The organism is Burkholderia sp. APQ4-4ca (assembly GCF_057837105.1).
Genome location: NZ_JBYQCG010000065.1, coordinates 1,007 through 12,999 on the forward strand (window position 1 = coordinate 1,007; position 11,993 = coordinate 12,999).

8 protein-coding genes are annotated in these 11,993 nt (G+C 63.0%); 5 read left to right on the forward strand and 3 right to left on the reverse strand.

Annotation, left to right across the window (positions count from 1 at the left end; translation table 11 throughout):
- Positions 1-118 precede the first annotated feature (118 nt).
- Positions 119-1,126, reverse strand: coding sequence for a fimbrial protein (locus tag AC3IFE_RS04550; protein WP_489189729.1), 1,008 nt, complete (start codon positions 1,124-1,126; stop codon positions 119-121).
- A gap of 581 nt (positions 1,127-1,707) precedes the next feature.
- Between AC3IFE_RS04550 and AC3IFE_RS04555 the strand changes: the two genes are divergently transcribed.
- The 3 genes from AC3IFE_RS04555 to AC3IFE_RS04565 all read left to right on the forward strand — a co-directional run bounded on the left by AC3IFE_RS04555 (position 1,708) and on the right by AC3IFE_RS04565 (position 4,043).
- On the forward strand, positions 1,708-2,112 hold the full coding sequence (locus AC3IFE_RS04555; RefSeq protein ID WP_489189730.1) for a hypothetical protein: 405 nt from the start codon (positions 1,708-1,710) through the stop codon (positions 2,110-2,112).
- A 520-nt stretch (positions 2,113-2,632) separates the two neighbouring features.
- Positions 2,633-2,941: a hypothetical protein gene (locus AC3IFE_RS04560; protein ID WP_489189731.1), complete on the forward strand. Its 309-nt coding sequence runs from the start codon at positions 2,633-2,635 to the stop codon at positions 2,939-2,941.
- Positions 2,942-3,014: 73 nt separating this feature from the next.
- Positions 3,015-4,043, forward strand: coding sequence for a fimbrial protein (locus AC3IFE_RS04565; RefSeq protein WP_089468966.1), 1,029 nt, complete (start codon positions 3,015-3,017; stop codon positions 4,041-4,043).
- 262 nt (positions 4,044-4,305) lie between these two features.
- On the opposite strand, the gene AC3IFE_RS04570 is transcribed toward AC3IFE_RS04565, so the two are convergent.
- Complete coding sequence (locus tag AC3IFE_RS04570; RefSeq protein ID WP_489189732.1) at positions 4,306-7,740, reverse strand: GLUG motif-containing protein; 3,435 nt, start codon at positions 7,738-7,740, stop codon at positions 4,306-4,308.
- 183 nt (positions 7,741-7,923) lie between these two features.
- A complete protein-coding gene (locus AC3IFE_RS04575; protein WP_489189733.1) occupies positions 7,924-9,468 on the reverse strand; it encodes a ShlB/FhaC/HecB family hemolysin secretion/activation protein in 1,545 nt (514 codons plus the stop codon).
- 946 nt (positions 9,469-10,414) lie between these two features.
- On the opposite strand from AC3IFE_RS04575, the gene AC3IFE_RS04580 reads away from it, so the two are divergent.
- Positions 10,415-11,773 (forward strand): undecaprenyl-phosphate glucose phosphotransferase, encoded by a 1,359-nt coding sequence (locus tag AC3IFE_RS04580; protein WP_089468969.1) that lies wholly within the window; start codon positions 10,415-10,417, stop codon positions 11,771-11,773.
- A gap of 35 nt (positions 11,774-11,808) precedes the next feature.
- A partial coding sequence (locus AC3IFE_RS04585) for a hypothetical protein (RefSeq protein WP_489189734.1) occupies positions 11,809-11,993 on the forward strand: 185 nt, incomplete at its 3' end.

Consider the following 11,993-nt stretch of genomic DNA (forward strand, 5'->3'; position numbering starts at 1 on the left):
GAGCTATCAGTAAGCCGTGCAATGCAGGTTTCAACGGCCTTCAACTCAAGGCTGATTTCCCCGAATCCAGGTTAAAGCCCTTGCTGGGTTCTATCGTCACTTGCAGGGGATCGCGATTTCACTGGTAACTCATCGTGAAGTTTGCGATCGCGTTTGCCGTTCCCGACTTGATACGCGGGCTGGTCTGCACATAGCGCGCCCGCAGTGCGATGCTCAGGCCAGCAGCGCCTTGGGCAACCGACCCGCCCAGCCATTGATTGGTGTTGCCGATAGCAGAGGATGCGGGACCGTATCCGAGCACGTCGTCACCCTTCAGAATCTGAAGGCCCACGCCGGTGGCTGTCGAGTCTTTCGACAATGATAGCGTTGTCGACGTGTTCCCCGGGTTCGTTGCATCGGTCAGCGTGACATATACCTTCGCGGTGGTACCCCTGTCGCCGCCCGAACAGGAAAGGTCGATCCCGAACGATCGCGACGGCGCGCTCGAGCCGACACCGGTGAAGACCGTCGAGGCCATTGTCTCGCCCATCGGCACCTGTATGCGCGGGGTCGTGACCGTGCAGCTCGGCACTTTGGGCGTGACCAGAACAGGTGCGGCGAAGCGATATTCGACCAGTAACTGCCCGGCGTCGTTGTCTACCCTGTAGTTGGCATAGGCGCCGCTCAATACGCCGCTCTCCGTTACGTTTCCGGTCTTGATCAGTTGGATTTTGGGCGCGTAATAGATGTTCCAGTACACCTGTGCTATTGGGAGTCCCGTCGAAGTGAAGGGAGCGACCTCCCCTAAGGGCGATATGATTCGCAACCCGACATTGGGTATGTTAGTCGGATAGATTTTGGATGCGTCGGGTATGCCGACGCCTGTTATGCGTCTCCGGAATGTGAAAGAGCAGGTTGTCACGGGATCCCACGGATTGATCGCATTGGTGAAGGTAAGCGCGCCCGCTTTCGCCTCGTAAATGATGCCGCCGATCGGAATGTCTCCGGGGCTGAAAGGCGGCGGGTTGAATCCGTTAACGGCAACGATGAAGTAATCTCGGCCGTCATTTGTGGTGGCCGTGCATGCTGCAAGAGCATGAATTGGAAGTACTGCTGATAGAAAAAGTACGAATTTTATTTTCTTCATTATCGAGCATTGGAATGAGGAGAGGTCACCCGAATTTCGGGGCTATAGATCGGCGATGGGTGCTGAATGCGGCACCCGTTCCCGATCGACTAGTGTGGTGTGGTCAACGACGTTGGCCAATTATCTATTGGCAGAGCGACGAGCGAAATGAGACAAGTACTAAATTCGCTTCCGGAACGGTGTCGCAGGCGCATGCATGAAGAACGGATTTGGTGCTTCGAGCCGGCTGCATACAGACCGCATCCACGCATTGACAAACGTCGGTCGCTCGATATTCGGTCCCTTGGAAATCCGAATAGCTGGCCGCCCGGTACGCCCGGCCGGCCAGCCTTAGCCAACGACGCGGAGGCCGTCAGCTACGCGCGTTCACGCCGCGCGCCGCGTCAAGGCGTTCGGGCGTCATTGAACCCACGACACCGAACGCCAGACCGGCATGCCCAGGGTTTCACTTGCCTGTAGCTGATACCGACCAGTTGACCGTGGAACCGGTTGTAGCCGTCCGTGACGGAGATCCGGCAGCGGGTCGACGAGTTTTGGAAGGGGGGCGAAGTTTCCGCGCGCAAGGCCGGCTGGCTATCGTGATGACCGTGAATGCGACCGATGAGGATCGGCGAAGCTGTGCGGAGGTCGGCGCGGTCGAGGCAGTGTTCGAGCGGCTGTCGATCGCTGCGCTCGACGCGGTGCTGCACCGGCACGGCAAACGCGAGCCGATGCGGCGGTGGCGGCGCCACGCCTGTCATGACGGACGAGATGCGCGACAAGCTGCGAATGGCGACGCTGCACTCGCTTCCATGATTGACGATGCGTCGTCGCTTGATGCAGTCGATCCGGTCCGGATCGAGCTGCGCTCGTTGCGCGGCGGCTTTGCGCTGGCCGGTGACGCGTGCGCCGCCATGGAAGGGATCGTCAACGACGGCAGAACGGACACGTCCAAGGATCGCTGGCCGGCGTTCCGGGGCGAGATCGCATGCGCCGTCGATCGCTGATGGCCGATCGAACGACATTCAGAGCTGGGCCCGTCCTTGCCGGTTCAGCGTGGCAATTGCGACGCCGCCCGTCGGCACGGCAAACCGCAACCGGCGCGAAAGTAGCCATTCCGCCCATCCTGGACGCAGGCACCGGATGAATCGATTCATGGAGACGTGTGTTGCCGAATTTCGCCTGGGACAAATCTCATGAATCTCGCAAATTGATAAGAAAATAACTATTTTATGTGCCATGCGTGCATTTCAGAATTTTATTTTTCTCATGGGGCGCTCTATAAAACTTGATTTTTCTAATAAATAATAGAATTTTCATAAAATTGCGTCATTAGTTCTCGTACGACCAATAAAAAATCAAATGTCGTTCTCCAACTAGATACTGAATTTGTAAACATTGTCATCATTATGCGCACTCTTATTCGGGTTTCCATTCCGATAAGGCGCTTCTGAATTGAGTCAAGACTGGAGAAGATAGTGACGGCTTTCAACAGGAAGATTCTCGCCCTGGCGAGCAGCCGCAGGGATGTTCGGCGCAGGTTCGACCACGGCGGCCGGCGGCACGAACGTGAAGGGTGAAAAGGCGAGCGAACATCGGCGTGAACCTCGGCACGGTGAGCGTCGACTCGATCGGCGGTTGGTCGGCCACGGCATCGTGGGCGGCACATCGATCAGCCTGAACCCGGACTGTGGCAACACGGCAACCGCCGTGACGCTCGTCAAGAGCGCCCGTTTTTGGCATCCAGGTTCAAGGGCGCCTGTCGATTCGCTGGAGCGACGCTTCGTGCGAAGGCAACTACGTGCTGCCGGCGCGGCGGAAGGCGGTCGCATATGACCGCCTGGCGATGAACTGCAAGACGGCGGATCGGTAAGCGCCGAGTGATGGTATTGCGACAGGAGATTATTTCATGCGAAAGATGGAGTCCATTGGACGTTTATCGATTGTTTTTGGATTTTGGTCCGCGTTCTGCACGGGCTCGGCGGTGGCGGCCACGGCAGGCGACTGCTCGTTCTACGACATAGTCCACCAACCGACCGTGGGCGTGAGCGTCGAATCCTATGCGTCGTGGGAAATGGGTGAATTCGATCCGAGTGTGCCGGATGGAACCGTACTGTCGGAAGCGGTGGCAAGTATCGTGAGGGAAAACGATGTCTATTCGGCTTCGTGTAAAACGGACATCGGGCGGACGACCCTCGCCGGCATCGGAACACGCGGGCCGTACGAGACCTACGCATCCAGTGTTTCCGGTGTGGGCTTGCGTCTTTTGTCGAATGATGGCAAGTACGTTTATCCCTATAAAGAGTTCAGACTGGGGGGGCGCCTGCCCCTCATGGCGCTCAGAAATACAAGAATTCAACTCGTCAAAACCGGGCCCATTACGGCTCAAGGAAAAGTGACGGGACAAATCGCGCAATACACATTCGACGATAAAAATTTAGTCGTAGGCAGGCTCTATATTGCGGGCAGCGTGGAGATCAAACCCAAGGTGCCGACCTGTAGCGTCCTCACGAAAACGATCACCGTTTCCATGGCGAGCACGAACGCAAAGCGCTTTACCGGGGTCGGTTCGACGTCGCCCGGCAAGGCGTTCGACATCAGGCTGAACTGCGGAAACGGCACGTCCGGGGCGACGACCAAGATGTACATCACAATGACGGACGCCACCCATCCCGCTAACCGATCCACCATGTTGTCCCTCAGCAAGGATTCGACTGCGAGCGGCGTCGGCTATCAAATCGTGCGCCAGACGGACGGATCGCCGGTTACCTACGGGCGCGATTCTTCCGAGGCGGGCAATCCGGGACAGTGGTTTGTCGGTCAATATGGAAACCAGAGCGTGGATATTCCGCTGGTGGCGCGCTACGTTCAGACTCAGCCGAAGATCGCGGCTGGCACCGCGAATGCAGCGGCCTCTTTCACGATGAACTACCAGTAATACGCGCGATGCCGGGTTCGAATGGCCTCGAACCGGCAACCGATCCGGAAAGGTCACTCGCCCGGATGAAGCCGTGTCGTTCGTTTCCTTTCCGCCTTCCCCCAAAAGTCAAAAAGCCGGCCGTCGGGTATGCCCGATCGGCCGGCTTTTTTGACCGGCAGCCCGGAGGCTGCCGGCCCGACACGGTGATGCCGCTGGCGACACGTCACGGCGTTCGGTCAACGGTGCGAACCGATCACGCGGAACGCCGTGCCGACGACGCTCAGGGCTTCACTTGCCCGTAGTTGACACCGACCAGTTGACCATGGAACTGGTTGTAGCCGTCCGTGACGTCGATCCGGCTGGTGGTCGATGAACCCTCGAAGCGGCCGAAGTTTCCGCCCGCGAGGCCGCCGAGCCTTGCATAGCGGCCGCCGGAAACCGTACCGCTCGACGACGACGCGGTGACGAACCCTCCGTTGCTGCCGATGAGGCCGCCGACGTAGCTGACGTCGCCCCCCTTCGCCGAACCGGTCGCACGCGACTGATCGACTTTCCCCGTCAGTTGGCCGATGAGGCCGCCGACGCTGGCATTCGCGCCGCCCTCGGCATCGCCCGATGCACTCGACAGGGTCACGTTGCCCTGCTCATTGGCGCCGATCAGGCCACCGACCACGGAGCTATCGCCGGCCTTCGCCGAGCCGCTCGCGCGGGATTCGGAAACTTGCGAGCGATTGCGCCCGATCAGGCCGCCCGCCGCGCTCGAATGGCCGGCCACGACGTTCCCGCTGGCTTTGGCCGCGTGGATCGTGCCGTTGTTGATGCCCGCGAAGCCGCCCGCGTTGCTCGCATAGCGGGCGGTGACGTGGCCGGACGCGGTCGACGTGTCGATCTTGCCCGCGTTGTAGCCTGCGAAGCCGCCGACCGTGCTGCTGTCGGTGGCGATCACGTCGCCGGACGCGCCGGATGCGTCGATCGTGCCCTCGTTGAGGCCGACGAAGCCGCCCGCGGTGCTGGCGCCGCCGCCCTGGACCCGGCCAAGTGCGCGGGACGTTTCGATGAAGCCGCTGTTCACGCCCGCGAAACCACCGGCCGTCGAATGGTCCCCGACGCGCACGCTGCCGGTCGCCTTCGATGCCCGGATGCGCGCGTTTTGATCGTTGCGGCCGACGAAGCCGCCGGCCGTGCTGTCCGAACCGACGACGAGGTCGCCGGTCGCGGTCGATGCGTCGATCTCCCCGGTGTTGGCGCCGACGAGCCCGCCGGCCGCCCAGATATTGTCGCCCGCCGTCACGCGGCCGTTGGCCTGCGAATTGCTGATGCGGCCGTGGTTCGCGCCGACCAGCCCGCCGACTATGCCGTAGTGGCCTGCCACGACCTCGTTGTCGGCGACGGACGATTCGATCGTGCCGAAGTTCAGGCCGACGAGGCCGCCAGCGGTCGAGATGTCGCGGACCAACACGTTTCCGCTGGCGCGCGACGATTCGATGGTGCCGAGGTTGATGCCCACCAGGCCGCCGGCGATCGCGTTGCCGTTTGTCCTCACGGTGGCGGAGGCGGAAGACGACGACTGGCGAATGATGCCGTTTTCGCGGTTGAGCCCGACGAGGCCGCCCACCATTGCCGCGTCGCCGTTTGCCATCACGCTGCCCGCGCTCGACGAGCGCTCGATCGTTCCGTTGTTGATCCCGACGAGGCCACCCGCGGAGCCGTCCAGCCCGACGCCGACTTGTACGTCGGCATGGCTGTCGCGAATCGTCGCCGTGGTCGGCGGTTGGTCCAGCAGCGTCAGGTTCTCGCCCGCGAGGCCACCGGCCGCGAGTACGCCGCGATCGCCCCCCACGGAACCTGATACCGTCGCGTGCTCGATCGTGCCGCCGTAGTTGCCGCCGACCAGGCCGCCGACGATCGTGCGACCCTTGGCCGACACGGCCACGTTGAGGGCCGTCACGTTCGAGATCACGCCGGTGTTGATGCCGGCGAGCGTGCCGACCAGAACCGGGCTGCCGTACGGCAGCCCCGTTGCGATCGTCATGGTGCTGCGCAAGTTGAGGTTTGCGATGCGACCGGCGTTCTGGCTGAACAGGCCGACGGTCGTCGAGTCGGGATTGTAGATGGACAGGCGGCTCAGCGTATTGCCGAGCCCGTCGAAGACGCCCGAGAACGCGCTGTCGCCGCCGATGCTGCGGAGGCGCTCGGTGTAACCGTTGTCGATCGCGTTGCCGAGTACATAGCGGCCCTTCAGGTCCGTGCCGATGTTGCGCAGGTCGGCGATCGTGTGCACCACCTTGTAGTCTTCGCCGTTCGAACGATACGACGCATTGTCGCCGGACAGCGTGACGACGGCCTGGTCGCCGGTGAACGTATGGCCGTTCTTCGAATTCAGCTCGAGATGGGCGTTACGGCCGGTCAGCTTGATCGCGTCGTTCACGCGGATCTTGTCGTCGGCATTGACGACGACACTGGCCTTTTCGCCTGCAGCAGACAGCGCCTGCTTCAGTTCGACGTCGCCGTGCTGCGCGGTGAGCGTCAGCGATCGGTCGCTGTTCCACGCGACGGGACCGTCGACGGTCAGGTTGCCGCGCGTGTTCGCCAGCGCGACGTTCGTGGTATCGAGGTTGCGCGACAACGTGTCGGCGCCGATCGACCGGTCGCCGCCGCCTTGCCCCTTCACGCCGGCGTTGGCTGCCTCGATCGTCCACGTACCGGCCGTGTTGCCCGCGCGCGTGTCGACCTGCGTGTCGGCCGCGACGTTCACGCGTTCGCCGCGGGTGAGTACCGTGCCGGCCGCGTCGCCGCCGGCATCGAGCTTGCCGGCGACATTGACGGTGCCGCCGTCGAGCGTGATCTTGCCGCCTCGGCCGGAGAGCCCCTTCGCTTCGATCGTGCCGGTGTTGTTGACCACCGCATTGAGCAGGTTGCCGGCCGCCCGCGCGGTCATCAGCACTTCGCCGCCGTCGGCCTTCAGCAGGCCGCCGTTGGTTGCCTGCGCATCGACCGCGCCGCCTTCGACCTGCAGGCTGAGCAGGTCGCTGCCGTCGAAATTGACCTTGAATGCATTGCCGGCGCCGAGCGCGACGCGCCCCATCTTCGCCTGGATCACGCCGTTGTTCGACACGCGTGCGCCGAGCAGGGCGACACTGCCGCCGTCGGCGGCAGTGATCTTGCCGTCGTTGGCGATCGACGCGGTGGACGTGCCGGAGAAGCGGTAGTTGCCGGCGAGGAAATCGCCGTCGGAAATGTTCTGTGTCGATGCGACGAGGCCGCCGACGTTGATCTGCGCGCCGGAGCCGAACAGCACGCCGTTCGGGTTGACGAGGAAGACTTTGCCGTTGGCGTCGATCTGCCCGTGAATCTGGCTGCCGTTGTTGCCGATCACGCGGTTCAGCGCGATGGACTGGCTGCCGGGTTGGTGGAACGACACGCGCTCGCCGCCAGCGACGCTGAAGTCCTGCCAGTTGGCGATGAGCTTGTCGGAATGCTGGTTGATGGACATCGATTTGCCGTCGGCGTCGCGAATGATGTCGGCTTTGCCGGTGGCGATGGTTTCACCGGTGGGCAGCGCGAAAGCGGGCAGTGCGGCGAGGCCGAGCAGCGAGAGGGCGGCCGCCGCGAGACGCTTGCCGCCCGCGGACTTGCCGTGTCGGCGCGCGGTTTCCCCCACCGCGGTCCAGCATCCCTGGGTCTGGTTCCATACCAGTGCGTAGGTCTTGTTCATGAATTGTTGTCTCTCTTTGAAGATCCACAGTTAGCGCTCCGCGTAATCATCTGTATACCTAATGATCGCGCGAAGACGTTGATCCGGAAGCGCTCGATCGAGGTGCCTCCGACGATGCGAACCGCAGTGCGGCTCGCAGTACTCACGACCCGGCACGTGACCGGGCCGCTCGTCCAAAGCCGCTCAGAAATACTGTGCGGCCTGTATCCAGACGGTCGGCGAGCGGGTGGCCGACGCGACCGCGTAAGCCGGACCAAGCGGCAGCGCGGCGCTCAGGTTGATTTGATGACGCTCGCCGAACCAGCTCGCACCGACGCCGAGCGACGACAGCTGTACGGTGTTGCGCTCGCGCGCCCACGGCTGCTTGCTGAGCTGCACGCGGCCGGTGTCGACGAACGTGCTGAATTGCCAGTGGGGTGCGGCGAAATAACGTAATTCCGCGCTCGCTTGCCAGCCCTGATCGCCGTTGCCGGCGCTGAGTGCGTACGCACGCACGCCGTAGGGGCCGCCGAGACTGAATTTTTCGGAAGAATCGAGATTGCGCGACGACAGTTGCGCGCTGAATTGCGTATAGAGCTGCAGCCGGGCACCGAGCGCTTGAAGGCGCAATGCGTTGACGTTCAACTTGGCGAAGCGGCCTTGCGTATGCGTCAAATCGTTCCACCCGAGCGCATCGTTGCCGCGCAGGCGGCCGATGCCGATGGTGGCCGAGAAGCCGTTTCTGCCGCCGCCGCCGACGCCGTCCTGGCTGTTGCCGCTCACGCCGAAGGTCCACAGGTCGACGGCCTTGTCGTTGTCGGTGTCGAAGTAGCCGTAAATGTCGCGCAGGTGTTTGTTGTCGTACGTGAACTGCGCGTCGAGCCGGGTTCGGCGGCCGCGCATCAGCGGCTGCGTGACGAACACCGAGCGGACGTCGGCGTTGCCGTGAGAACGGAGATATTTCATGCTGCCGCCGACCCGGTAATACATGTCGGAATAGGCCACGCCGATGCGCGTCGACGCCGGGCCGACCGGCACTTGGTAGGCCGCGCGGTAGTAGCGCTGATTCGTATTGCTGGTGAGGCCGCGCATCGAGAAGCGATCGCCGAGCCGCAACGGCGAGTTGACGTCGACGCTGCCGGTTGCCCGATAACGGCCGGTCAACGGATCGCCGAAGTTGTCGAATTCGAGCGAGCCGGCGGCGAGCGGGCCGCGCTCCGCGTCGATCACGAGATCGGTCGTACCGGGTTCGGCGCCGGCCCGCAGCGTGCCTTTCGCGTCGACGCCGGCCATGTCGTCGAGCAGCATGAGACTGCGCTCGAGGCTCGCGCCTTGGGCGACGTCGCCGGGATGCAGCGCGGCGAGCGGCTGACGTAATGCACGATCAAACACACGCGTTCGGTTGTGCAGCTCGATTTTGCCGTAGCGACCTTCGACGACGGCGATGCGAACAACGCCGTCGTCGACGTCCTGCCGGGGCAGGTAGGCGCGGGCGAGGACGTAGCCGCGTTCGCGATAGCGGGTGGTGATTCGGTTCGCCGCTTGCTGCAACTCGCCGAAGCCGAGTTCGCGACCGACGAGATCGGCGAGCAATGTTTCGAGCCGGGCCGTCGGAATCGCCGTGTTGCCTTCGATGACGAACGCGCGGACCACGACGCGCGGGCCCGCGACGTCTTCGGCCGCCGGCGCGGGTGCAGCCGGCGCAATGTCGATGTCCGGGCGGGTGGCGGCAGGCAGGGATGGACGCACGGCTTCGATGTCACGAATCGATTGCCCCGCGCTGGGGACCTGTGCATGCGCGAGACCGAAACCGGGAAGGAGCCATGCGATGGCGACGTAACCGGTGCGCCGGAGAGCGTCGCGCAGGGCGCGGGTGCCGGTCGGCGTCGCGGGAGCGCGTGCAGAGGCGACGTGCGAAATGAACGGCTGGCCCGCTGACATACTGGAGGCGGCTGCCGATGGGCCGACGATCACGGACGCTGGCGTGCGACGGATGATAGAAATATCTCACCCCGGAGAAATAATTATGGATCTGTCTCGGTCTTTAGAGACGGTCCGTTGAGGATGCCGGGGATATTACGAAAGGGACGCGGTCGTGGATATTGAACAAGTACGAGCGCGCGGGGGAAATGCCTCAGTCTTGCATGATTCTTTGCGAGATGCGCGGGGGCGTCACATGCGGCTCTGTCGGACGAGGCCGAAAAGCGGCGGCGCGGATCAGTCGTGGTCTGAAGAGGACTGCCACGTAACTGCTTGACCGTGAATGGTTCTTTCAATAGGGGCGGCTGTTTTGCTGAGATTAGGACGAAACACAGGCTAATCCCAATTTCTTTAGGACACGTCCGATTAAAAATGCGCTTTCACGATGGCAATATACGGGCTTACATTGTTTTGATTCGAGGCGTCCTGTAAATCAGCGCGGCGTGTCTTGGTTTTTTACGTCACGGAATGGCGCTGTATAAATCGAATAGTTAATAGTTTATGACGTTTTTGCTGGCTTGTCGTCATAAGCAATGATTTGTATCTCTAAATAACAGGATGAAACTCGTCGTCGATTTGACAATCGATCCGTGTCGGCACGACCGCATCGCGTAAATACTCGCTGCCGTCCCGCCGTCGTTCGATTTCGGCGGCTGGTCGCTCAGATATGCATTCGTTCGACTCTGTTGATTACGCACTCGTTGCTCGCGGGAAGATGTCCTGGTTTCGGCTGGCCGATGGCGGCCTGCTTGTCGCCGCGGCATGGGCGGCGAAGCGCTGGTTCGACGACGCGCCCTGGTCGGCGGCCGATGCTGCGTTGACCGCTATTGCCATCGCCTGCGCGCTGGTCCTGTTTCCATTGATCGGCCTGTACGGCAATCGCGAGCGACGTATGTCGTGGCGTCGCGTGTGGCCGGCGCCGGCTGGTCTTGCCGTCGCCCTGTGCGTCGGCGTGATGTCCGTTACGGCACTCGACTGGCAATCCGGCGCGGCGCCCGGCTGGGTGATCGGCTGGTTCGTGTTGTCGACGGTCGCGCTCGTCGCGTCGCACGCCCTGCGGCAATGGCTGGGCGTCCATGGCGCGGCGCGGGACACGAGTCGCAAGCCTGTCGCGCTCGTCGGGTATCGCGAGCGATGCCTGGCGCTTGCGAGTTGTGATGCGCGCGAGGTCGGGGCGCCGTTTCAGGTGGCCGCGATCTTCGACATGTCCGGTGCCCCCGCACGCGATGCGGACAAGTTTGAAGTGCATGTCGATCTCGGCAGGTTCGTCGACTGCGTGCGCCGCGTGCACGTCGGCGAAATCTGGATCGTGCTGCCGCTGTCGGAGGCCGACCGCATCGGCGCGATCGTTCGTGCGTTCGACACGGATCTCGTGGATATCCGCTTCATGCCGGACCTCGCCGATCTCACGCCGCTCCATCCGCGCCGCGCGAGTCGCGGCCGCGCGCTCGATCTCGTGGCCGCGCCGCTGTCGGCACGGGCGCTCGCAGGCAAGGCCGTGTTCGATCGCGTGTTCGCAGGGCTGGCGCTGATCGCGATCGCGCCGCTGATGGGGGCGATCGCGATCGCGGTGAAGTGCTCGTCGCCGGGGCCGGTGTTGTTCCGGCAGCAGCGCAGGGGCGCGTACGGGCGCATTTTCACGATCTACAAGTTCAGGACGATGCGCGAGCACGACACCGACGCGCCGGGCGAAGTGCGTCAGGCGACGCGCGGCGATCCGCGCATCACGCGCGTTGGCGCGCTGCTGCGGCGGACGAGCCTCGACGAGTTGCCGCAGTTCCTGAACGTGCTGAAGGGCGACATGTCGGTGGTCGGCCCGCGTCCGCACGCGGTGGAGCACGACCGCTTCTACCAGCATCGGGTCGACGGCTATATCCAGCGCTACCGGATCAAGCCGGGCATTACCGGCTGGGCGCAGGTCAACGGGCATCGCGGCGAGACGGATCGCGTCGAGAAGATGCAGCAGCGGGTCGAACACGATCTCTATTACCTGAACAACTGGTCGTTCGCGCTCGATATGCGGATCGTGGTCGCGACCGTGACGTGCGGATTCACGCATCGCAACGCTTATTGAACGACGCGTCCACGCACGCGGCTTGGAAAACACGAATGGAAACTGGAAAACGGTCCCGCTCCTGGGCGCAACGCTCGCGAGCGGCGCTGACGGCCTTGCCCGTCGTGCTGTTGTCCGCTTGCGCGGTCGAGCCGGGCATGCACATGAACTTCGCGAACGAAGCGTCGGACAACGGCGGTATCGCGACGCGGACGCTCGACGACGGCCTGACGGTATCGAT

Coding starts and splice junctions, on each gene's coding strand:
- AC3IFE_RS04565 (WP_089468966.1), top strand. CDS start 3,015: ATGCGAAAGATGGAGTCCATTGGACGTTTATCGATTGTTTTTGGATTT.
- AC3IFE_RS04580 (WP_089468969.1), top strand. CDS start 10,415: ATGTCCTGGTTTCGGCTGGCCGATGGCGGCCTGCTTGTCGCCGCGGCA.
- AC3IFE_RS04570 (WP_489189732.1), bottom strand. CDS start 7,740: ATGAACAAGACCTACGCACTGGTATGGAACCAGACCCAGGGATGCTGG.
- AC3IFE_RS04560 (WP_489189731.1), top strand. CDS start 2,633: ATGTTCGGCGCAGGTTCGACCACGGCGGCCGGCGGCACGAACGTGAAG.
- AC3IFE_RS04550 (WP_489189729.1), bottom strand. CDS start 1,126: ATGAAGAAAATAAAATTCGTACTTTTTCTATCAGCAGTACTTCCAATT.
- AC3IFE_RS04555 (WP_489189730.1), top strand. CDS start 1,708: ATGACCGTGAATGCGACCGATGAGGATCGGCGAAGCTGTGCGGAGGTC.